Origin of the sequence: Pseudomonas sp. NY15463 (assembly GCF_048068415.1) — a bacterium.
Classification (GTDB): Bacteria; Pseudomonadota; Gammaproteobacteria; order Pseudomonadales; family Pseudomonadaceae; genus Aquipseudomonas; species Aquipseudomonas mosselii_C.
On record NZ_JBLUQD010000005.1, the window covers coordinates 178205 to 199199 of the forward strand.

At 56.5% G+C, this 20995-nt stretch carries 23 protein-coding genes and 1 pseudogene; 22 read left to right on the forward strand and 2 right to left on the reverse strand.

Annotation, left to right across the window (positions count from 1 at the left end; genetic code table 11):
* Positions 1–2: 2 nt before the first annotated feature.
* Genes rluC through ACNFIC_RS14080 form a run of 3 tightly spaced genes read left to right on the forward strand, consistent with a single transcriptional unit; the run spans position 3 to position 2631 of the window.
* Positions 3–962, forward strand: a complete 960-nt coding sequence (rluC, locus tag ACNFIC_RS14070) for a 23S rRNA pseudouridine(955/2504/2580) synthase RluC (protein WP_138221293.1) — start codon at positions 3–5, stop codon at positions 960–962.
* Positions 959–1639, forward strand: a complete 681-nt coding sequence (locus ACNFIC_RS14075) for an HAD family hydrolase (protein ID WP_416781247.1) — start codon at positions 959–961, stop codon at positions 1637–1639. Before rluC ends, ACNFIC_RS14075 begins: the two co-directional genes overlap by 4 nt.
* 2 nt (positions 1640–1641) lie before the next feature.
* The gene (locus tag ACNFIC_RS14080) at positions 1642–2631 is read left to right on the forward strand and encodes a S49 family peptidase (protein ID WP_138221295.1); all 990 of its coding nucleotides are present in this window, start codon (positions 1642–1644) and stop codon (positions 2629–2631) included.
* Between the two features lie 44 nt (positions 2632–2675).
* Here ACNFIC_RS14080 and ACNFIC_RS14085 read toward each other — a convergent pair whose 3' ends face one another.
* Positions 2676–3254 carry a Maf family protein gene (locus ACNFIC_RS14085; RefSeq protein ID WP_138221296.1) on the reverse strand — a complete coding sequence of 193 codons (579 nt, stop codon included), beginning with the start codon at positions 3252–3254 and terminating at the stop codon, positions 2676–2678.
* Between the two features lie 95 nt (positions 3255–3349).
* Between ACNFIC_RS14085 and ACNFIC_RS14090 the strand changes: the two genes are divergently transcribed.
* The 10 genes and pseudogenes from ACNFIC_RS14090 to tmk form a co-directional block, all read left to right on the forward strand.
* Positions 3350–3877: a YceD family protein gene (locus tag ACNFIC_RS14090; RefSeq protein ID WP_138221297.1), complete on the forward strand. Its 528-nt coding sequence runs from the start codon at positions 3350–3352 to the stop codon at positions 3875–3877.
* A gap of 13 nt (positions 3878–3890) precedes the next feature.
* Positions 3891–4073 carry a 50S ribosomal protein L32 gene (rpmF, locus tag ACNFIC_RS14095; RefSeq protein WP_008096416.1) on the forward strand — a complete coding sequence of 61 codons (183 nt, stop codon included), beginning with the start codon at positions 3891–3893 and terminating at the stop codon, positions 4071–4073.
* A gap of 3 nt (positions 4074–4076) precedes the next feature.
* Complete coding sequence (gene plsX / locus ACNFIC_RS14100) at positions 4077–5087, forward strand: phosphate acyltransferase PlsX (protein WP_138221298.1); 1011 nt, start codon at positions 4077–4079, stop codon at positions 5085–5087.
* Positions 5088–5247: 160 nt separating this feature from the next.
* A complete protein-coding gene (gene fabD / locus ACNFIC_RS14105) occupies positions 5248–6186 on the forward strand; it encodes an ACP S-malonyltransferase (RefSeq protein ID WP_138221299.1) in 939 nt (312 codons plus the stop codon).
* Between the two features lie 16 nt (positions 6187–6202).
* Positions 6203–6943: a 3-oxoacyl-ACP reductase FabG gene (gene fabG, locus ACNFIC_RS14110; RefSeq protein WP_138221300.1), complete on the forward strand. Its 741-nt coding sequence runs from the start codon at positions 6203–6205 to the stop codon at positions 6941–6943.
* A gap of 204 nt (positions 6944–7147) precedes the next feature.
* On the forward strand, positions 7148–7384 hold the full coding sequence (acpP, locus tag ACNFIC_RS14115; RefSeq protein WP_009685065.1) for an acyl carrier protein: 237 nt from the start codon (positions 7148–7150) through the stop codon (positions 7382–7384).
* A gap of 153 nt (positions 7385–7537) precedes the next feature.
* Positions 7538–8782, forward strand: coding sequence for a beta-ketoacyl-ACP synthase II (gene fabF, locus ACNFIC_RS14120; RefSeq protein ID WP_138221301.1), 1245 nt, complete (start codon positions 7538–7540; stop codon positions 8780–8782).
* Positions 8782–9597: an aminodeoxychorismate lyase gene (pabC, locus tag ACNFIC_RS14125; protein WP_138221302.1), complete on the forward strand. Its 816-nt coding sequence runs from the start codon at positions 8782–8784 to the stop codon at positions 9595–9597. Before fabF ends, pabC begins: the two co-directional genes overlap by 1 nt.
* A 3-nt stretch (positions 9598–9600) precedes the next feature.
* Positions 9601–10725: an endolytic transglycosylase MltG gene (mltG, locus tag ACNFIC_RS14130; RefSeq protein ID WP_138221303.1), complete on the forward strand. Its 1125-nt coding sequence runs from the start codon at positions 9601–9603 to the stop codon at positions 10723–10725.
* Positions 10726–10734: 9 nt separating this feature from the next.
* Positions 10735–11052 (forward strand): annotated as a pseudogene (gene tmk / locus ACNFIC_RS14135) (dTMP kinase); the annotation flags it as partial.
* Positions 11053–11357: 305 nt separating this feature from the next.
* Here tmk and ACNFIC_RS14140 read toward each other — a convergent pair.
* A complete protein-coding gene (locus ACNFIC_RS14140; RefSeq protein ID WP_240320387.1) occupies positions 11358–11669 on the reverse strand; it encodes a helix-turn-helix domain-containing protein in 312 nt (103 codons plus the stop codon).
* A 92-nt stretch (positions 11670–11761) separates the two neighbouring features.
* Between ACNFIC_RS14140 and ACNFIC_RS14145 the strand changes: the two genes are divergently transcribed.
* The 9 genes from ACNFIC_RS14145 (at position 11762) to ACNFIC_RS14185 (ending at position 20926) form a co-directional block, all read left to right on the forward strand.
* Positions 11762–12178: a hypothetical protein gene (locus tag ACNFIC_RS14145; protein WP_114942669.1), complete on the forward strand. Its 417-nt coding sequence runs from the start codon at positions 11762–11764 to the stop codon at positions 12176–12178.
* Entirely contained in the window at positions 12171–12761 is a 591-nt protein-coding gene (locus ACNFIC_RS14150) for an MbcA/ParS/Xre antitoxin family protein (protein ID WP_114942670.1), read from the forward strand. The genes ACNFIC_RS14145 and ACNFIC_RS14150 overlap by 8 nt, the downstream gene beginning before the upstream one ends.
* Positions 12762–13259 carry a hypothetical protein gene (locus ACNFIC_RS14155; protein ID WP_114942671.1) on the forward strand — a complete coding sequence of 166 codons (498 nt, stop codon included), beginning with the start codon at positions 12762–12764 and terminating at the stop codon, positions 13257–13259.
* A 285-nt stretch (positions 13260–13544) separates the two neighbouring features.
* A complete protein-coding gene (locus ACNFIC_RS14160) occupies positions 13545–14123 on the forward strand; it encodes a recombinase family protein (RefSeq protein ID WP_114942672.1) in 579 nt (192 codons plus the stop codon).
* Positions 14124–14371: 248 nt separating this feature from the next.
* Positions 14372–14989, forward strand: a complete 618-nt coding sequence (locus ACNFIC_RS14165; protein ID WP_162801904.1) for a hypothetical protein — start codon at positions 14372–14374, stop codon at positions 14987–14989.
* A gap of 3 nt (positions 14990–14992) precedes the next feature.
* Positions 14993–16096, forward strand: coding sequence for a hypothetical protein (locus ACNFIC_RS14170; protein WP_240320388.1), 1104 nt, complete (start codon positions 14993–14995; stop codon positions 16094–16096).
* 145 nt (positions 16097–16241) lie between these two features.
* The gene (locus ACNFIC_RS14175) at positions 16242–18734 is read left to right on the forward strand and encodes an NERD domain-containing protein (RefSeq protein ID WP_416781248.1); all 2493 of its coding nucleotides are present in this window, start codon (positions 16242–16244) and stop codon (positions 18732–18734) included.
* 209 nt (positions 18735–18943) lie between these two features.
* A complete protein-coding gene (locus tag ACNFIC_RS14180) occupies positions 18944–19603 on the forward strand; it encodes a hypothetical protein (protein ID WP_416781249.1) in 660 nt (219 codons plus the stop codon).
* Positions 19604–20128: 525 nt separating this feature from the next.
* Positions 20129–20926, forward strand: a complete 798-nt coding sequence (locus ACNFIC_RS14185) for a hypothetical protein (RefSeq protein WP_189657718.1) — start codon at positions 20129–20131, stop codon at positions 20924–20926.
* Positions 20927–20995 lie beyond the last annotated feature (69 nt).

The following is a 20995-nucleotide window of genomic DNA, read 5'->3' on the forward strand; positions in this document are numbered from 1 at the left end:
CCATGACGACCAATACCCCCCCGACTTCCGGCGTTCAGCTGATCGAAGTGGCGCCCGAGCTTGCCGGCCAGCGCATCGACAATTTCCTCATCACCGCCCTCAAAGGCGTGCCCAAAACCCTGGTCTACCGCATCCTGCGTAAGGGTGAAGTGCGGGTGAACAAGGGGCGTATCAAGCCTGAATACAAGCTCCAGGCCGGTGATATCGTGCGCGTGCCGCCGGTTCGCTTGCCCGAGCGCGACGAGCCGGCGCCAGTGGCCCAAGGGCTGCTGCAGCGCCTGGAGGCTGCGATTGTCTTCGAGGACAAGGCGCTGATCGTGATGAACAAGCCCGCCGGTATTGCCGTGCATGGCGGCAGCGGCCTGAGCTTCGGCGTAATCGAGGCGCTGCGCCAGCTGCGCCCGGATGCCAAGGAGCTTGAGTTGGTGCACCGCCTGGACCGTGACACCTCGGGCCTGCTGATGATCGCCAAGAAGCGCAGCATGCTGCGCCACCTGCATGCTGCCCTGCGTGGCGATGGCGTGGACAAGCGCTACATGGCGCTGGTTCGCGGTCATTGGCCTACCGCCAAGAAGCAAGTCAATGCGCCGTTGCAGAAGAGCAATCTGCGTTCGGGCGAGCGTATGGTCGAGGTGAGCGAGGAGGGCAAGGAGGCGCTGACGATGTTCCGCGTGCTGCGCCGCTTCGGCGAGTTCGCCACGATGGTCGAGGCGCGGCCGATCACTGGACGTACCCACCAGATTCGTGTGCATACCCTGCACGCCGGGCACATGATTGCCGGCGACAGCAAGTACGGTGACGAAGACTTCACCCGTGAAATCCGCGACCTCGGCGGCAAGCGCCTGTTCCTGCATGCCTACCAGCTCACGGTGCCGCTGCCCGATGGCGGCGAGCTCAAGCTGGAGGCTCCGGTGGATGACATGTGGGCCAAGACCGTCGAGCGTCTGGCGTCTGGCTCATGAGCAAGCGTTACGACCTGCTGATCTTCGACTGGGATGGCACGTTGGCGGACTCTGTCGGTCGGATCGTCGAGGCCATGAACCAAGCCGCCGAGCGCGCGGGCGAGGCGTCGTGTAGTGAAGAGGCGATCAAAGGCATCATCGGGCTCGCTCTCGATGAGGCGATCAGTGTGCTGTACCCGCACCTGGCGGTGGCGCAGGTGCAAGCGTTTCGTCAGCATTATGCTGAGGTCTACATGGCCCTGGATCAGCAGCCTTCGCCGCTGTTCGAGGGGGTGGTAGAGTCGCTCGAGGCCTTTCGTGCAGAGGGCTACCGTCTGGCGGTGGCCACCGGCAAGGCGCGGCGCGGGCTGGATCGGGTGCTCAAGGTCAATGGCTGGGAGCGCTACTTCGACATTACGCGCGGTGCCGACGAGGCGCGGGGCAAGCCGCATCCGCTGATGCTCGAGCAGATTCTCGCGCATTGCCAGGTCGAACCGAGGCGGGCGCTGATGGTCGGAGATTCTGCATTCGATCTGCAGATGGCCAGCAATGCTGGCATGCATTCGGTGGCGGTGGGTTACGGCGCGATGTCGTTGCAAGCCCTTGCCGAGTTCGGGCCGCAGGTATGTATCGATCATTTTTCTCAACTGCGCGAGTGGCTGGCAGCCCCGGTGCAGTTCAACTCCCAGGGTAGGTGAGCATGGCTGACGAATGGAAGGCGCCGGAGTCCGATGCTTCGGGCGACGAAGAGCGCAAGAGCTGGAAGCTGCTGGAAAAGACGCTGCTGGCGAGCGTTCAGGAACAGCGCCGGGCGCGCCGCTGGGGGATCTTCTTCAAGCTGCTGACCTTCGTCTACCTGTTCGGCATGCTGGTGTTGTTCACGCCTTTGATGGATGTCGACAAGGCCGCCTCGCGCAGTGCCAGTCACACCGCGCTGGTGGAGTTGCGTGGGGTGATCGCCGATCAGGAGCCTGCCAGTGCCGATAATTTGATCAAGAGCCTGCGTGAGGCGTTCAAGGATCCGAAGACCAAGGCCGTGGTGCTGCGCATCAACAGTCCGGGCGGTAGTCCTGTGCAAGCGGGTTATGTGTATGACGAGATCCGGCGCCTGCGCGCCGAGTATCCGTCTATCAAACTGTATGCGGTGATTGCTGACCTGGGCGCCTCGGGTGCCTATTACATTGCCAGTGCGGCTGACGAGATCTATGCCGACAAAGCCAGTCTGGTGGGGTCGATAGGTGTCACGGCGGCCGGTTACGGCTTTGTCGGTGCCATGGACAAGCTGGGCGTGGAGCGACGCACCTATACCGCAGGTGAGCACAAGGCTTTCCTCGACCCGTTCTCGCCGCAGAAGCCGGAAGAGACCGCATTTTGGCAGGGTGTGCTGGATACCACCCATCGCCAGTTCATCGCCATGGTCAAGCAGGGGCGCGGTGAGCGCTTGAAGGACAAGGACCATCCCGAGCTGTTCAGTGGCCTGATCTGGTCGGGCGAGCAGGCCAAGGCGCTGGGCTTGGTGGATGGTCTGGGCAGTGCCAGCTATGTCGCCCGTGACATCGTTGGGGAGAAGGATCTGGTGGACTTTACCGTGCAGGAGTCGCCATTCGATCGCTTCTCCAAGCGTATCGGCGCCAGTGTGGCTGAGCGTCTGGCGCTTTACATGGGCATGCAGGGGCCTTCGCTGCGGTGAGGCATGCCTGAAGGGGGCGGGGCTAAGTTGGCCCCGCGATGCTTTCAGGGTATCTGCACCCCTTCTTGATGCAGCATGTCCACCAGTCGGATCAGTGGTAGCCCTATCAGGCTCGTGGCGTCGCAGCCATGGGTGCTCTTGAACAAACTCACTCCCAGTCCTTCTGCCTTGAAGCTTCCGGCGCAGTCCAGTGGCTGCTCGGCTGTCACGTAGCGCTCCACGCGCTCGCGGTCCAGTTCGCGCAGGGTCACGGTAAACGGTACGCAATCGACCTGGCAGTGGCCGGTGGCGCTGTTGAGCAGCGCCAGGCCGGTCAGGAAGGTCACCTGTTGGCCGCTGCATTCGAGCAATTGTTCGCAGGCGCGCTCGAAGGTGTGCGGCTTGCCGAGGATCTGCTCGCCCAGCACGGCGACCTGGTCGGAGCCGATGATCAGGTAATTGGGGTGGCTGGCGGCCAGGGCCAGGGCCTTTTGTCTGGCCAGGCGCCGGACCAGTTCGGTGGCGGGCTCGTCCGCCAGGCGGCGTTCGTCTAGATCAGGGCTTGCCCAGGTGAACGGCTGGCGCAGGCGAGCGAGCAGTTCGCGTCGGTAGGGGGAGCTGGAAGCCAGTAACAGGGGAAGCATGATAGACTCCTTGGCGTTTGACCCGAATCCTACCATGCGATTAGCGCCTAATTTCCTTTGACAGGGGAGGGGTGCGTAAATAGAATGCTGCGCCTATGTTGAATGACCCGATTCCACCTCACGTTGACCCGCGCAAATTAGCTGATCGTGGCGTAACCCTTAACGGTTCGCTGCAACTCGCTGATTTGGAAAGACTCTGCGACCCGCTTTCCGACAATGTCGGTACGGTGCAGGCGAAGTTCGATTTTGAACGAGATGAACAGCATGTCGTGGTTATCCACAGCGAGCTGGACGTCGAGGTCAAGATGGTTTGCCAGCGTTGTCTTGAGCTGGTCACCCTTCCAATCCACAGCGAATGCACATACGCGGTGGTCAAGGAGGGTGCGAATACCCAGTCGTTGCCGAAAGGCTATGACGTGCTGGAACTGGGCGAAGATCCTTTGGATCTGCAGGCGCTGATCGAGGAAGAGCTTTTGCTTGCCCTGCCGATCGTGCCTGCTCATCATCCGGAAGAATGCCAGCAGCCGGCGGGCGCAGATGAGCCCGAGCCGAGCAAGGACGAGGTATCGCGGTCCAACCCGTTCAGTGTTTTGGCGCAGTTAAAGCGTGACCCAAACGTTTAGGAGTTAATCAATTATGGCTGTTCAGCAGAACAAAAAATCCCGCTCTGCCCGTGACATGCGCCGTTCGCACGACGCCCTGTCGGAAAACGCCCTGTCGGTAGAGAAGAGCACCGGTGAAGTACACCTGCGTCACCACGTTTCGCCAGAAGGCGTATACCGTGGTCGCAAAGTGATCGACAAGGGCGCTGACGAGTAATCCTTGTCCGCTCAGATCATCGCGATCGACGCAATGGGCGGGGACTTCGGTCCCCGCAACATTGTCCAGGCTAGCATTGCCTGCCTTTCGGCTACTCCCTCGCTGCACCTGACCCTCGTCGGTCAACCCTCCCTCCTTGAAGATCTTGTCAGCGGCCTGTCGGCTGCCGATCGCGCGCGCCTGCAGATTGTTGCGGCCAGCGAAGTGGTGGGTATGGACGAGCGTCCGTCGCAGGCACTGCGGGGCAAGCCAGACTCGTCGATGCGTATCGCCCTGGAACTGGTGCGTGACGGCAAGGCCCAGGCCTGCGTGAGTGCCGGCAATACCGGCGCGCTCATGGCGTTGTCACGTTTCGTGCTCAAGACCTTGCCCGGTATCGATCGCCCGGCGATGGTGGCGGCGATTCCGACCCAGACGGGTTACTGCCAACTGCTCGATCTGGGTGCCAATGTCGATTGCAGTGCCGAGAACCTCTATCAGTTCGCCGTCATGGGCTCGGTGGCGGCCCAGGCCTTGGGGGTTCATCGCCCGCGGGTGGCGCTGCTGAACATTGGCACTGAGGACATCAAGGGTAACCAGCAGGTGAAACTTGCGGCTACGTTGCTGCAAAACGCCCGTGGTCTCAACTATGTCGGTTTCGTCGAGGGCGACGGTTTGTACCGGGGCGAAGCGGATGTGGTGGTGTGCGACGGTTTCGTCGGCAACATCCTGCTCAAGTCCAGTGAGGGGCTGGCGACCATGATCGCTGCGCGTATCGAGAAACTGTTCAAGGGCGGCGCGTTGTCGCGGGTCGCGGGTGCGGTGGCGATGCCGCTGCTCAAGCGTCTTCAGGCTGATCTTGCGCCTGCGCGGCACAATGGTGCGAGTTTTCTGGGGTTGCAGGGCATCGTCATCAAGAGTCATGGCTCGGCAGGTGTGCAAGGCTTGCAGAGTGCGATTCAGCGAGCCTTGATTGAAATCCAGGAGAACCTGCCTCAGCGCCTGCACGGGCGGCTCGAAGACCTGTTGCCGTAGGTGCGGTCATTCGTGGAAAAACAAAGACTTTGGGCAGAACGCCCATGAAGTGCTTAAATGTGACCGCTTGGTCTGCGTATCCATCCAAGTGTTCAGATTGCGCGCCCAGCCTTTGGCTTGGCGCACCCTATCCGACGACAAGATCATAAGGGCTTGTTCAATGTCTGCATCCCTCGCATTCGTCTTTCCCGGCCAAGGTTCCCAGTCGCTGGGCATGCTCGCCGAACTCGGCGCCGAAAAGCCGGTGATCGTCGAGACCTTCAAGGAAGCTTCCGAGGCCCTGGGCTACGACCTGTGGAAACTGGTTCAGGAAGGCCCTGAAGAACAACTCAATCAAACCGACAAGACCCAGCCGGCGATCCTCACCGCGTCCATCGCGCTGTGGCGCCTCTGGCTCGAAGAGGGCGGCGCGCAGCCGGCCTTCGTTTCCGGTCACAGCCTGGGTGAGTACAGCGCCCTGGTCGCCGCTGGCAGCCTGTCGCTCAAGGACGCCGTTCGCCTGGTCGAGCGCCGTGGCCAGCTGATGCAGGAGGCCGTGCCGGCCGGGCATGGCGCCATGGCCGCGATTCTTGGCCTGGACGACGCCGTGGTGGTCGAGATCTGCGCCGAAGCTGCCGAAGATCAAGTGGTCAGTGCGGTGAACTTCAACTCGCCTGGCCAGGTGGTCATCGCTGGCAACAAGGCTGCGGTGGACCGTGCCATCGAGCTGTGCAAGGCCAAAGGTGCCAAGCGCGCCCTCCCTCTGGCGGTCAGCGTGCCGTCGCACTGTGCGCTGATGAAGCCGGCTGCCGAACGCTTTGCCGAGTCGGTCAACGCCATCGAATGGAAGGCCCCGCAGATCCCGGTGGTGCAGAACGTCACTGCCGCCATCGCTGCCGACCTCGATACCCTCAAGCAGGACTTGCTGGCGCAGTTGTACCAGCCGGTGCGTTGGGTCGAATGCGTGCAGGCCCTGGCTGCCCATGGTGCGGTCAACCTGGTCGAGTGCGGCCCAGGCAAGGTACTGGCCGGCCTGAACAAGCGTTGCGCTGACGGCGTGACCACCTACAACCTCAATACCCCTGACGCTGTCGCCGCCACCCGTGCGGCGCTGGCCTGAATCTGGAGACGCTTGCATGAGCCTGCAAGGTAAAGTTGCACTGGTTACCGGCGCCAGCCGTGGCATCGGCCAGGCCATCGCCCTCGAACTGGGTCGCCAAGGCGCCACCGTGATCGGTACGGCCACTTCGGCCTCCGGTGCCGAGCGTATCGCCGCCACCCTCAAGGAGCACGGCATCGCCGGCACCGGCATGGAACTGAACGTGACCAGCGCCGAGTCCGTGGACGCGGTGCTCAGCGCCATTGGCGAGCAGTTCGGCGCCCCGGCCATCCTGGTCAACAACGCTGGTATCACGCGTGACAACCTCATGCTGCGCATGAAGGACGACGAGTGGTTTGATGTGATCGACACCAACCTCAATAGCCTCTACCGTCTGTCCAAGGGCGTGCTGCGTGGCATGACCAAGGCGCGCTGGGGTCGTATCATCAGCATTGGCTCGGTGGTCGGTGCCATGGGCAACGCGGGTCAAGCCAACTATGCAGCTGCCAAGGCAGGCCTGGAAGGCTTCAGTCGTGCGCTGGCTCGTGAAGTGGGATCGCGTGGTATCACGGTCAATTCGGTGACGCCAGGTTTCATCGATACCGACATGACCCGCGAGCTGCCAGAGGCGCAGCGTGAAGCCTTGCAGACCCAGATTCCGCTGGGGCGTCTGGGTCAGGCCGACGAGATCGCCAAGGTGGTTTCGTTCCTGGCATCTGATGGCGCAGCCTACGTTACTGGCGCTACCGTGCCAGTGAACGGCGGGATGTACATGTAAAAACCGCAATGCGATGTGACGGATTGCTTCAAAAAACAGTCATACTGCGAGCCTAAAATCCGTTATAAAGCTGCAACCAGATTCCAGGCAGTGGGTCGGGTGACCAAGTCGAAGGCGTGTTCCGCTTGAAAAGCAGGCGTCTTTCTATAAACTTGGGCACCGGTCAGCTGCCTGACATATGTCCATTAGGAGTGAAAACTAGGTATGAGCACCATCGAAGAACGCGTCAAGAAAATCGTCGCCGAGCAACTGGGCGTCAAGGAAGAGGAAGTGACCGCTGAGAAGTCCTTCGTCGATGACCTGGGTGCCGATTCGCTTGACACCGTTGAGCTGGTGATGGCTCTGGAAGAGGAATTCGAGACCGAAATCCCTGACGAAGAAGCCGAAAAGATCACTACCGTTCAAGCTGCCATCGACTACGTCAAAAACCACCAGGCCTAAGACGTTTCAGTCGACGCTTCTTGTCGGGGAAAACCGCACTGCCTTTGCTGGCGTGCGGTTTTTTCTTTGCAAGGATCGGGGTTTGCTGCCATTCCATTCGCCATGGCAAGTGCACTGGCAAGAAACTCTGTTATCAGGAAAGAGGAGAGTACTGTGTCGCGTAGACGCGTCGTGGTCACCGGTATGGGTATGCTGTCGCCACTGGGTACCGATGTACCGAGCACCTGGCAGGGCATTCTGGCTGGCCGCAGTGGCATCGGGCCGATCGAGCATACGGACCTGTCTGCCTACTCCACCCGTTTTGGCGGCTCGGTGAAAGGCTTTGAGGTCGGGCAATACCTCGACCAGAAAGAGGCCCGCAAGCTGGACTTGTTTATTCAGTACGGCCTGGCGGCCGGTTTCCAGGCGGTGCGTAATGCCGGCCTGGAAGTGACCGACGCCAACCGCGAGCGCATTGGCGTGGCCATGGGCTCGGGCATCGGCGGCCTGACCAATATCGAGGAAACCAGCAAGATCCTGCACGAGAAGGGGCCGCGTCGTATTTCGCCGTTCTTCGTGCCGGGCTCGATCATCAACATGATCTCGGGTTTCCTGTCGATCCACCTGGGTGTGCAAGGGCCTAACTACGCCATTGCGACCGCCTGCACCACTGGCACCCACTGCATCGGCATGGCCGCGCGCAACATCGCCTATGGTGAAGCGGACGTGATGATCGCTGGCGGTGCCGAGATGGCCGCGTGTGGTCTGGGCATGGGTGGCTTCGGGGCTTCCCGTGCCTTGTCGACGCGTAACGACGAGCCCACGCGTGCCAGCCGCCCATGGGACAAGGGGCGTGATGGCTTCGTGCTGTCCGATGGCGCGGGTGCCCTGGTGCTCGAAGAACTCGAACACGCCCAGGCCCGCGGCGCCACCATCTATGCAGAGCTGGTGGGCTTTGGCATGAGCGGCGACGCCTACCACATGACCTCGCCACCCGACACCGGTGAAGGCGCTGCCCGCTGCATGGCCAATGCCCTGCGCGATGCCGGTATCGCCCCGGAGGACGTCAGCTACATCAACGCCCATGGCACTTCGACGCCGGCTGGCGACGTGGCTGAGGTTGCCGCGATCAAGCGCGTGTTCGGCGAGCATGCCTACAAGCTGGCCGTCAGTTCGACCAAGTCGATGACCGGCCACTTGCTGGGCGCAGCGGGTGCGGTGGAGGCGATCTTCAGCGTGCTGGCCATCAACAGCCAGATGGCGCCGCCGACCATCAACCTCGACGAGCCCGACGAAGGCTGCGACCTGGACTTCGTACCGCATCAGGCGCGCAGCATGCCGATCGACGTGGTGCTGTCCAACTCCTTCGGCTTTGGCGGTACCAACGGTTCGCTGGTGTTCCGCCGGTTCGCCGGTTGATGCACAGCTGGATCGACGGCCAGCCAGGCACTGCGGTAAATCTGCAGAACCGTGGCCTGGCCTACGGCGATGGGCTGTTCGAGACTATCGCCGTGCGTGGCGGCAGGCCCAGCCTGCTGTCACGTCACCTCGATCGCCTGGCGCGGGGCTGCCAACGCCTGGCGATCCAGGCCGACCTTGCGCTGGTCGAGGACGAGTTGCTGCGCTTTGCCCAGCAGTTGGGCGAGGGTGTCGCCAAGCTGGTGCTGACCCGGGGCGACAGCCAGCGTGGCTACGCACCGGCCCCAGGTGTGCAGGCCCGTCGCTTGCTGCAGGGCAGCCCATTACCCACTTATCCTGCAGAAAACGCCGAAGTCGGCGTGCGTCTGTTCCCCTGCCAGACCCGCCTTGCGCAACAGCCCCTGCTGGCCGGCCTCAAGCACCTCAACCGCCTGGAGCAGGTGCTGGCACGTGCCGAATGGCAGGACGGCGCCTACGCTGAGGGCTTGATGTGTGACACCCAGGGACACTTGATCGAAGGCGTGTACAGCAACCTGTTCCTGGTGCGTGACGGTGCGTTGTTGACCGCCGATCTGAGTCGTTGTGGCGTGGCGGGTGTCATGCGTGAAGCATTGCTTGCGCAAGCGCCGTCGTTGGGCGTTGCGATGCACGTACGCGACCTCAGCCTTGACGACCTGCAGCAAAGCGAGGAAGTGTTCGTCTGCAACAGTGTCTATGGCATCTGGCCGGTACGTGAATTCAACGTGCTGAACTGGTCGGTTGGGCCACTCACCCGTAAACTGCAGGCCGTTGCCCGTACGTTACTGGATACCTGATTCGTGAGACGTAAATTCCTGCTGCTGCTGGAAATGGGGTTGATCCTGGCTGGCCTGGTGCTGGGCTGGTCCGCCTGGAAGATCAACTCGGTCCTGGAGCAGCCTCTGCAAGTGGCGCAGGAGCGCCTGATCGATGTGCCCAGCGGCACCACACCCAACCGCATGTTCTATCGCATGCAGCGCGAAGGGCTGCTGGATGACGCGGTCTGGTTGCGCCTTTACTGGCGCTTCAACATGGCCGGTACCGCATTGCACACCGGTGAATACCGTCTGACTCCGGGCATGACCGTGGGTCAACTGTTCGATGCCTGGCAGCGCGGCGATGTGGTGCAGTACAACATCACCCTGGTCGAGGGCTGGACCTTCCGTCAGGTACGGGCTGCCGTGGCCAAGCACGAGAAGCTTCGCCACACCCTGGAGGGGTTGTCCGACGCAGAAGTGATGGACAAGCTCGGTCATGCCGGAGTCTTCCCCGAGGGCCGCTTCTTCCCTGACACCTACCGTTTCGTGCGTGGCATGAGCGATGTGGAGCTGTTGCAGCAGGCTTACATGCGCCTGGACGAGGTGCTTGCCAAAGAGTGGGCTGAACGCAGTAGCGGCCTGCCGTACCGCGACCCTTATCAAGCACTGATCATGGCCTCGCTGGTGGAAAAGGAGACCGGTATCCCTCAGGAGCGTGGGCAAATCGCCGGGGTGTTCGTGCGTCGCCTGCGCCTGGGTATGATGCTGCAGACCGATCCTACCGTGATCTATGGCATGGGCGAGCGCTACAACGGCAAGATCACCCGTGCCGACCTGCGCGAGCCAACCCCCTACAACACCTACACCATGACCGGTTTGCCACCGACACCGATCGCTATGGTCGGCCGCGAGGCGATCCATGCCGCACTGAACCCCAGCGACGGCTCAAGCTTGTATTTCGTCGCCCGTGGCGATGGCAGTCATGTTTTTTCGGACGATCTGGATGACCACAACAGTGCGGTGCGCGAGTTTCAGCTCAAGCGCCGTGCCGATTACCGCTCCAGCCCCGCGCCGCAGGCTCAGCCCGGTGCGGGTGAGGCGCCAGCGCCGGGCGCTGCCCCCGATGAATCCGCGCCGGCCGATGCGCCGGCCCCTGAGCAACAGTAAGGAACGCCTGTGAGCGGCTTGTTTATCACCCTCGAAGGGCCCGAAGGCGCCGGCAAGAGCACCAACCGCGAATACCTCGCTGCGCGCCTGCGTGAGCAGGGCATCGACGTTGTCATGACCCGTGAGCCTGGCGGTACCCCACTGGCCGAGCGCATCCGCGAGCTGCTGCTGGCTCCCAGCGATGAGCGCATGGCGGTTGACACCGAACTGCTGCTGATGTTCGCTGCCCGCGCACAGCATCTGGCTGAGGTCATCCGTCCGGCGTTGGCCCGAGGTGCGGTGGTGCTGTGTGACCGGTTCACCCAAGCTCTATATTTTTTTACAGGATGGTGTAAACCTAGCCGCTTTGCCCCTTATCTCTATCAGGGCTAGATAAACCAGTCGCGAAGCCATAGTTTTCGAGGGGCTAATCGTTCTGAAGCGGTTTCAAGATCGATGTAAGACTGAAAAATGTAAACAAGGCCTGATTTTTTGGCTGAGTCGGGCTGATGTAAACAGAAATATCGCTTGTCATCGAGTATTCCGCCTTCAGGCTGAGAGCGGAATGTAAACATCCCGTTCCTACGTCTCCGTTAGCCATCCTGGCGCACCGATTCCGCGGCAGCGGCAAGGAGTGTGACTGCTCACGAATCTCAGTCCTTGGTGCTCTTTGGCGGTGGTTCAATCAGATCCCGCCTTACCTGAAGCCCCGCTTCGTCCATTAGCTCTTCAAGGCTCCTGTCCGGCTCACGCCACATGTAACACTGTACCACCAGCGCTAAGGGTGAGATGCCCATTACCTTTGCCAAAGAGTCGATCGTCTCAAGCGTTGGGGCGCGCAGACCTCTCTCTAGCAGACTCACGTACTCTCTGCTCACTTCAGGGGGGAAGTCGTTCTGTGCTAGCTCGGCCCGCATCCGTAGCTGTTTCAATGCCAGCCCAAACGCTGCTTTCAGGTCGCGCACACGTACTCTCCGCCAAAAGAGGGTATGTAGCCACATTGTCTCTTGAGTTTCAGCGTACTATAGTACGCATGACCCTTCAGGAGACATATAATATGTTTGAAACCAACGATTCCGGTCGTCTAGAAGAGAGCCCTTTTTTTCCTCCGCAACCAGGATCGCATCGGTGGGCCTATGTCGCCCTGACGTCGAATCACGAATGGTTTTTCGTGACTTATGATGTTGTGCAAGATGAGACGGTGCATACGCAGCAGTTGCTGATCCCCGGACCTCAGTATCTACTGGGATTGACGTCGCGAGACGGCCCTGATGAAGCGGTCAGAGAGGTGCAGCTTGTATCACCACCCTGGTTGAACGAAGACGGGGCGTGGAGGATGGAGCCGCTCACCGGAATTCGCATCGTCGGGAGGCGCTTTTGCTACGAGCTTAGTGACGGCAATTTCTATCCATCAGAGCTAGCCGAGCAGCCATCGAAGATAATGTGGCGGAGTGAGGGCAGGAGCGATGGATAGTATTAATGAGCGGACCCTGTCGGATCGACATCGAAAACTGCTTTGTGGCGTCATGGTTCCTGGCCAGCTGTTCGATTTCGAATGCGGCGACGGTTGGGTTTCCCTGATCGACGGCATGCTGCGTTTAGTCGGTAGATACAGTGCAGAGCATTGCTTAGAGATTCAGGTCGAACAGGTGAAAGAAAAGTTCGGCCTCCTTCGAGCGTATGTTCGGGGTGGTGATGTCGTCGTCGACTGGATCCTAGACGTTGCTGAGTTAGTTTCAAGCTGTACTTGTGAGGTCTGTGGGGGATCTGGCAGATATTATGAAATTAACGGATGGCTCCAAGTGCGCTGTCTCCATCATCAGCTTCCTAATCAGTTTGAGGGAGTGGGATTTGGTCACAATGAGGCCTATGCCGAAAGTTTCGCAAAATCAGTTTCTCTAGTCCTTTGGTTCTTCAAAGAAAATTACGCAGCTTGGTTGAATCAGGAGTGTGCAGCATTGGGGCGTGTCCGGCCTGTTGAGGCACTAACCACTGTTCAGGGCTGTCAAGCAGTACACGATCTTTTGAAGAGGCTTGAGCATGGAGTGCTTGTTTAATTGAAGAACTTAAATTCGTTCATGATGGTTAAGGTTGATCGACCGTGTTTGGAGGAATTCCTCCAAAGTAGTCTGACGTGGGAGTTTGAAATAGGAGCGGTCGATTTTGCAGTCGTGCGCGAGTTTGTCTCGTCACCAAGGCTAATGTCATTCGCAGTAAAAGCGTTTAGTCATCCTAAGTTAGTCTTGGCTGGTGATTCATTTCTAGATGCTTATACGATGCTGGCGGATAGCATGCAAAAGACCTATGCAATATTCTGTGATGAGTGGGAGCAGATCGAGGAAAAGATAGAGTATGTGGAGTGCTGTGATTTTCGTGATCAGTCTGTGATGAAGGTTCAAGTTTGGTCTGTTGATCCGTTGGTTCTAAATCCGTTTTCTATGAGGGTTGGAGTTGCTCTGAGTTATAAGCGCTCGGAATTGCTCGCAGAGTCTAGAATTTCTTCAGCTGTGAATGAATTAATGTCCCCTTTTGGATATTATGCTGACGAATTTTAGGTTTTCTCAATTATTTGTTCCACAGGCGCGTCGCTGTAAGTGACCCTTTGATGTTTGTGGCTGTGAAATCTCGGGGGCATTGGTGGCTACATGGCGCATTTGGAGTGTTTCGGTTAAGAAGCGCTTGTCGTATTGTTGTTGCACTATGTTTTCGAAATGTCGCATGAGTATTAAGTTGTGCGACAGTTTTTTCTTTCATGATTTCATTGGGGCTTGGGTGTCGCATAAGTTTGTCGCAAATGATGTTATACTTGAAAGAATAAACGCGACAGAAGAGATAGAGATATGAATATTGGATATGCGAGGGTTTCAACGACTGGCCAAGATTTGCAAATGCAAAGAGAGTTTCTTAGTCAAGAGGGATGTGCGCGGATTTTTGAAGAAAAAGTAAGTGGCGCCAAGAATGACCGTCCTGAACTGCTAAGAATGTTGGATCACTTGCGAGAGGGAGATGTGCTCATGGTGACGCGTCTTGATCGGCTTGCGAGATCAACTCTCCATCTTCTAGAGATCGCAGATCGTCTGAATGAGATTGGCGCTGGTCTTAGGTCTCTAGCGGAGCCTTGGCTTAATACCTCCTCTCCAGCCGGTCAAATGATCATGACCATTTTTTCTGGTATAGCTGCCTTCGAACGTAGTCTCATCGTCGACCGCACACGAGCGGGACGGGAAGCTGCTAGGCGTAAGGGGATCAAGTTTGGGCCGAAGCCGTCACTTAGTCCTGATCAGATAGCCCATGCGCAGGAGTTGGTGGCAGAGGGCAAACCAGTGGCACAAGTTTCGGCGTTGCTTGGCGTACATCGTGCCACCCTCTACCGAATCCTTGGTCGGTCGGCGGCCCTACCTCAACGCAGTGCCGCTTGAGCTGAAGGCAAAGTGGCACAGCAGATTAGCCTGCGGCTAGATGGGGCCAGCGGGGGCAGTGGGGTGAGCATGTAGCGCTGCACCACCCTAACCAGATGCTTGGGCTCATTTCCCCGATAGGGGAGTCTGTGGAGGAACCCGCAGCAACGTGCGCTTCTACCATTGGTTCAGAAGAAATCGCAGATTCCCTCAATTTCATAGTGCTATCATCGGTCGCTGGATTAGGGGCTGCAAGTGCGAGGGATGGCATGCAAGATCACGAATATTCGGTAATAGGTCACCGCCGGAGCACTGTTGGCCGCTATCTCGGCATGCTGGCGACCATTGTTGTTTCCTTTCTCCCGGCGGTGGGGTTTGGCCTTTCTGAGTTGATGGCTGAGCTGGGCGTTCCCGAGTGGGGCAAGTACTTCGTTGTCATCCCCATCACCGCCAGCCTCACCTATACGGCCCTGCACTGGTTCTTCAACAAATACGGCTGGCGTCCGCTCAGCTTCATAGCACAGGTCCCCAATATCTCCGGGGACTGGAATTGTGTGGGGCAGACGCTCAACGACGACGGTTCCGTGGCTCACGATTGGGTAGCCGAGCTTTCGATTTCCCAGACTTGGGAAAAAATCAGGGTTCGCCTCGAAACGAAGTCCTCCATTTCACACAGCGTTTCAGTCGCTTTAATCCCCGAGCCGGATGGTTGCTGGATGCTGATGTATAGCTACATCAATAAGCCCAAGGTGGGCAACGGACACCTCGATGCCCACCAAGGCTACTGCGAGATGAGGGTGGTCAAAAATCTGAAGACTGCCAAGGGTGAGTACTTCACAGCGAAAGGGCGAGGTACTGCTGGCACCATGACATTTACCAGGAGATAAAGGATGGGCAAAGATGTTAATCGGCGGCTGACAGATCTCAAGTCAAGGCGCCAAGGTAGTAGCAGTACGTTTGCGATGGACAGCCTCGTAACCAACGCCAGGTCTCTTCAGGAAAAATTTGAGACCCGTTCGACGGGGCAGTGGGCTAAATATGCCCTTGGCATCATGCAAGAGGTTGACCCTACGTACACCAAGAACTCGGTGGCTGAAGGGGAGAGGGTCAAAAACCAGATCACCAACCGCGTCGCCACCGGAGTTCGGTTCGAGTACCAGGGCTCTGTGCCCTTGAATGTCCACATTCGTGGGGTAAGCGACATCGATATCCTGGTGTTGCTGGATCGCTATCTGACCATCGATATGCAAGGGGCGCGTGCCAACACGAATGATTACAGCGATTGGGTCGGGCCGAGTGGAGTCGCTCAGCTCTCGACCTTGAGGAGCGAGCTAGAAACGGCCTTGAAAGCGGCATTTCCTGCGGCGACCGTAGACATCTCTAAGGACAAAGCTATTGCTTTGTCTGGTGGCAGCCTGTCCAGAAATGTGGATGTCGTTCCGTCCCACTGGCACGACTCGGCGGCTTACCAGATCAGCCAAGATAAAAAAGATCGTGAGGTGAAGGTTTTCCAGAAGCACACATTCAATACTTTCTTGAACCGCCCATTCCTTCACATTGATAAAATTAATCAAAAGGAGACGCGTACGTACGGGGGAGCAAAGAAGGTTATTCGCATGTTGAAAAACCTAAAAGCCGATAGTGATAATCCCGCATCAATCTTGGTCAATAGCTATGAGATTGCGGGTTTGGTGTATCACTTTGAGGATTTGCCGATATCAGTGCCCGGCTACAATGAATTAGCGCTGGTGGCGGCGACCAAGCAGCAGCTCACTCGCTTTATTGACAATAAGCCTTGGACCATGAGCCTGTTGACGCCGGATGGCATTCGCAAAGTTATCGACTCTGATGAGAAATTCAATTCCATCAAGTTGCTCAGGGATGAGGTAAGTGAGCTTGCAAAGAACCTTGCAATCGAATTGACCTCGCGTTATTGGATAGATGACGCTGATACCCTTAGGACTCTGCGAGAGTCTTACATATCTGAGTATTGATAGGCTGCGCAGGTTGGCAGTTTTCGTGCGTGAACGCCAATTCGCCCGGTTTTGTACTACTGGGCTGAATTGATGCGTTACGCGATTGCGATGTTTGAAATTGATACAAAATCGTTAGAAGATTTGAATTGAGTGAGCGATGTAGATGGCAAGGATGATACCGGAGCATGGACCGAACCTTACAGAAAGCCATGGTGAGCGCCATCTTTATTCGGTACTAAAATCAAATTTGTCCGATGACTATGTTGTTTTTCATAGTTTGCCGTGGTTGTGCTCCGCAGTTAACAAACTCGACGGTCGTGCCAGGCCCACGGGCGAGATAGATTTTCTTATAATTCATCCTGAGGATGGTGTTCTAGCCTTAGAGGTAAAAAGTGGAGTTTATCGTGTTGAGAACTCCGTTTTTGTGCACGTTAGAGACGGCTTTAAAATAGATCCCTTAAACCAAACGAAAAGAAACGTCCACGGTTTTGCTACATGGCTTGGTGCTGATCCGTCCCTGCGACTAAAGATCGGTTACGGATTTGTCTTCCCTGATTCAGATTTTGATAAATCTAATATTCCAGGGATGTACGACACGCGGGCAAACCCACCTCAGCCGCTTTACATTGACTTTGAGGCCTATCCTGACGTAGCCCACAAGATCGTCGGGTTAATGAAGTATTGGAAGCGAGCGCTTCAAAACTCTGATTTGGGACGTTCCAGAGCTGATGTCCTGATCGATTATCTCGCGCCCAAGGTAGATGGCCAGCCCACATGGGCAAGCCGAATTCGATACGACAATAAAACATGGCTTCAATTGACTGCTGAGCAAAGCGCCGTGGTCAGAAATGTGCTAAAAAGTCAGAATTCATTGATTACTGGATGGCCGGGAACGGGAAAAACTGTATTAGCCATCGAAGCTGCCAGAAAATATACTGCCGAGGGCAAAAGGGTACTGCTACTTTCTTTCAATGGAAAACTCACTGACCATATTCGGAATCAACTAGACGGCTATGATGGCTGCACCGTATTGACGTGGCATGGGCTTTGTCGGATGGCAGCAGGGGCACTGGAGCGTTCTTTCGAAGGCGAGGCCTGGTTTAGGGTCCAGTGTCTGGAGGATTTTAAGCTGGCGATTAGTCAGGGTCTTCTTGGTGACTTTGATGCTTTGATTGTTGATGAGTCTCAAGCACTGGCAGAGTCGTGGTGCCAAGTCTTAATCGATTGGTTTGGTCAACGGCCTAAGGTGTTTTTCTGTGACGAGACGCAGGTTTTTAATTTTGAGCGCAATGGCGTACCTCTTGAGAGACTGAAAGCAATTCTTGCTGTTGATGTATTTACGCTCACTATCGTCTTGCGAATGCCAAAGGCTGTTACGGAAATCTTGTCAGAAGTGATGCCTCCGAAATTCCAGCTATCATCTCCTCGCTTGTCTGAGGCGGACACAGCACTTGAGATTGTTACGATAGATCCCGGAAAAGAGCTTTTTGGTATTAAAGAAAGATTGATGGCTGGTGGGGTGGATGCCGCTGACATTGTAATTTTAGTCGGTTCAAGGGATCCTAGAAAATACATCGAAATGTTAGGTTCTAGTAACCTAACTGTTGAGGGTATCGCAAAGTATCGCGGGCTTGAATCGCCAGTTGTAATCGTGCTAGGGGCTGAAGCGCTCGATACCGCAGAGCTATTTAGTGCTTACTCCCGAGCTACGACTAAATTTATCGCTATCTACAACGCTACAAACCCTGAGTGGAAGGGGCACCTAGGTTTCCAGGCTCGACTTCAAGAAAACTCAGAGAGTGAAGCGATCTTGACAAAGGCTCAAGAGCCTCTCCGCATAAGGAGTTTGGTGCAAGCTAGTACTAGCACAATAAGCTTAGGAACGAAAAGTCTAGATCTGATGTGGGCCGAGGACTGGCAGACCTTGCTTGTTGAGTTGGAAACGCATGAAAGCCAAATGCGCTTATGGGTCAACTATTTGAACCGGGTAATTAGTCACCCTGTTTTTGTATGGTTCAAAGACACACTTAATAAATTCTATGCGGTTGCAACCGTTACGGATGGTGAATTTGAATCGTACTACAATCTTCCTTTAGTCATGGGGAAGTGTAAGGAGTGCGATAGCATCACTCCCTGCACTAGTTCGCCGGAAAGCCACTGCGTGCTTTGTGCCACTGTGGAAAGCAGGCTATTACCACCAGACCCGCACATCCTGGCCCAGGTCTGTACGTATGATGGTGCTATCACCTCCCAGTTTTCGAGGGAACGCAGCCTTGAACTTAGGTCACAGCTGCCTCTTGAAGTGGCCGCTGTTGCTTCGTTCCTGCATGCTAAAAAGCATCGAGTTCGAGATAGAGTTTTGCTGCTTGCAATGCCTTCTGGCCGTCAATTGTATGAGACGGCTTTTGTTTTTGCTCAGTCCAGGATCGCAACCTGTTTAGCTGGGGGGACGCTCTCCGTGGACGCAATCGCGGACGAGATCTACGAACGCTACCAGTCACTAAAGAACGTCACGGCAGCTGAGTGGCGTTCTAACGTGGCCATGGCATTCGCCACTATCAAGGAAAAGGGCTATGCGGTCAGGGTTGGTAAGAAGCTCTATCGGCCGGTTGAAGACGCAGATGCGCCACCGCCGAAGCGGTTCAACTACGACTAATCGTGTGGCTTGAAGGCTTATGCTTCGTGTGGGAGCAACACATATCGCCTCGGGAACTCTGCGCTGCTCACACTGGGTCATACCGCAAGCGGATGTGCCCAGGGGTTGATGGATAGCTCTATTCGGCGGCTTTGAGAGAGAGCCCGATCGTGGTACGTTCCGCGCCGACACTGCCAGGTGGATTAGAGAAAACGGAGAGGGAAGGAAGGATGAGCGTTCTTGAATCCATGCGCTTGGTCTTGGAAGAGCAGCTTGATGGCCACCGGCGTAATCCATCCAAATTCAGCGGCTATGCAGAGCAGCTCAAAGGCGCGGCGCAGTTTGCCAAGAACGTCGCCACCATGCATGGCGACGGGCCCTTGATTGCCGCTGCCGATCAAGTTCTGGCGTGGCTTGACCAGCGAGAGGATGTATTGGAGGAGGAGAGCCAAGCTGAGCACGAACGGATTTGGGAAAGAGACCAGGCACGGTACAACATTCGGAAGGCTACATCTCGCTCGGTCAAGGAATTCGTAGGAATGGAGGTCGTGGATCGCCGTTGGAGCCTCCTTGTTGATGAGTACCGGAATGCGTTCCCCACGTTCCAAATTCGTAACTCTGTTGCAGACCGACTTCATCCCAAGAAGCACTCCGCCTCCATCCGGAATCACTTATGTGATTTCATCAATGCGCAAAGGCTTGGTCGAGAACCGCGCCTTTCCGAGATTCAGGCGCTCCATCCTCAGGCGCTGGTTGCGCATCAGGAAGAAACCCTGAAATACCTTGAGCGTGCGCTACCGGGCTTCGATTTCGCTTCCGCGTTGTTGCGTGTGGATCAAGCCGCGCATGCCCTTACCACCAACGATCAAGTAGAACCTCAAATCCAATGAACATAGAGCAGACCATATCCAAGACGTGTTTGATCTGATGCTGCTACCTGGAATGCGAGCTGTACGACGTCTAACGATCTTGCCTGATGCCGGGTTCCCAGACGCTGAGGTTGAGCTAGTTAGTGATTTGGCCGAAAGCGAAATGAGACGGCTCATCGAGCAACTGGATGATGCACACGTCATCATGGACACCTTCCACCCGTGTGCACTAGCTGAAAACCCGCTTATGCGGGGAGACGATCCTGATCAACTGCCTGACGCACCAGAGTTCTAAGGCCCTCACACCAGCACTCCCGATGATTGAGCTGCGAATGTCGAATCAGAGAGGCTCTATTCTGGAGGTCACACAAGCTTGGAATGGGAGGAACCGTAAAGAATAATCCTTCATGGGGCTATCCGCGGCACGCGCTCCGTATTGCATTCTAGTGAAAATTTAGTCGAGGGTTGATGCCCTCTGGAATCAAGGTTGCACCGCAGGATAGCTCGCGGTGCAAGATTTATAGATCGAAAGGATCAGAGGGCACTGTGACGGCTTCAAAATTCAACAAGTTCTTGACGTCTGAGATTGACCGCCTCGATGACCTCCTCAGTGAGCGAGAGTCCCGAAGAAAGGCGTGGATCAACCATCCTCAGCTTGAGTACCCAGGTTTGTGCTTAGTCGCTTCTCGCAGCCATGCTCCGAGGCGTGAGCTTCTCGCCGAAATTGCGAACCAAATCTTGCTGGAGAGGGCTCATGCTAAAAGTGATGACGCGACCTCATCGCTGATCATCATTCCAAACCAAAGCCCACACGCCTTCGTTCGACAGATGCTTGCGACGATGAGCAAGCTTGATTTCATCACTATCGATGAATGTGCGTTGGAAGATGACGACTGGCCACGTTTGACGACTGGTGTAAACCTGATTGGGGTGTCCGATGATTCAGTCCAGGATTATGAGCCTTGGTTGCGTTGGGAAATTGACCCCATTTCACTCGATGATTTACTCACCCTCATCAGCAGTGCGGACAAGGGTGCAAGCATTCTCGTCGAGAACTACCACCAGATACAGCTAATTGCTGATCATGTTGGCGCAGTCTCAAAATTGCGATGTGCGGCTGTTACAAATGGAGTGTTCTTGTACATTGGCGGTGGGCTTTCTCACTGGCACGAAGTGCGAGAAAAAAAAGGGATGTATCTGTCTGATTTGGCTGACTGCTTAGCTGAAGCTGTGCACGTTGCCGATCTCATAACCATTTTGCCTCCTGAAAAGACCAAGTTTGCAGCAGTTGTGTTCGACTCTCGTTACGAATCGCCTTATAAAGGGGATCTGGTCTCACTATAGATGGTGTGAAGTTTTCGATGCGCTTGCCATTTTAATTAAGTTTTCTGGTCCCCTACGGCGTTGTTTCTG

Excerpts from the sequence above, each read along its gene's own strand:
- rluC (WP_138221293.1), top strand. The coding sequence starts at position 3 with ATGACGACCAATACCCCCCCGACTTCCGGCGTTCAGCTGATCGAAGTG.
- ACNFIC_RS14090 (WP_138221297.1), top strand. The coding sequence starts at position 3,350 with ATGTTGAATGACCCGATTCCACCTCACGTTGACCCGCGCAAATTAGCT.
- fabG (WP_138221300.1), top strand. The coding sequence starts at position 6,203 with ATGAGCCTGCAAGGTAAAGTTGCACTGGTTACCGGCGCCAGCCGTGGC.
- ACNFIC_RS14080 (WP_138221295.1), top strand. The coding sequence starts at position 1,642 with ATGGCTGACGAATGGAAGGCGCCGGAGTCCGATGCTTCGGGCGACGAA.
- ACNFIC_RS14085 (WP_138221296.1), bottom strand. The coding sequence starts at position 3,254 with ATGCTTCCCCTGTTACTGGCTTCCAGCTCCCCCTACCGACGCGAACTG.
- acpP (WP_009685065.1), top strand. The coding sequence starts at position 7,148 with ATGAGCACCATCGAAGAACGCGTCAAGAAAATCGTCGCCGAGCAACTG.
- rpmF (WP_008096416.1), top strand. The coding sequence starts at position 3,891 with ATGGCTGTTCAGCAGAACAAAAAATCCCGCTCTGCCCGTGACATGCGC.
- ACNFIC_RS14175 (WP_416781248.1), top strand. The coding sequence starts at position 16,242 with ATGGCAAGGATGATACCGGAGCATGGACCGAACCTTACAGAAAGCCAT.
- ACNFIC_RS14150 (WP_114942670.1), top strand. The coding sequence starts at position 12,171 with ATGGATAGTATTAATGAGCGGACCCTGTCGGATCGACATCGAAAACTG.
- ACNFIC_RS14160 (WP_114942672.1), top strand. The coding sequence starts at position 13,545 with ATGAATATTGGATATGCGAGGGTTTCAACGACTGGCCAAGATTTGCAA.
- ACNFIC_RS14180 (WP_416781249.1), top strand. The coding sequence starts at position 18,944 with ATGAGCGTTCTTGAATCCATGCGCTTGGTCTTGGAAGAGCAGCTTGAT.
- fabD (WP_138221299.1), top strand. The coding sequence starts at position 5,248 with ATGTCTGCATCCCTCGCATTCGTCTTTCCCGGCCAAGGTTCCCAGTCG.
- ACNFIC_RS14075 (WP_416781247.1), top strand. The coding sequence starts at position 959 with ATGAGCAAGCGTTACGACCTGCTGATCTTCGACTGGGATGGCACGTTG.
- ACNFIC_RS14165 (WP_162801904.1), top strand. The coding sequence starts at position 14,372 with ATGCAAGATCACGAATATTCGGTAATAGGTCACCGCCGGAGCACTGTT.
- ACNFIC_RS14170 (WP_240320388.1), top strand. The coding sequence starts at position 14,993 with ATGGGCAAAGATGTTAATCGGCGGCTGACAGATCTCAAGTCAAGGCGC.
- ACNFIC_RS14145 (WP_114942669.1), top strand. The coding sequence starts at position 11,762 with ATGTTTGAAACCAACGATTCCGGTCGTCTAGAAGAGAGCCCTTTTTTT.
- pabC (WP_138221302.1), top strand. The coding sequence starts at position 8,782 with ATGCACAGCTGGATCGACGGCCAGCCAGGCACTGCGGTAAATCTGCAG.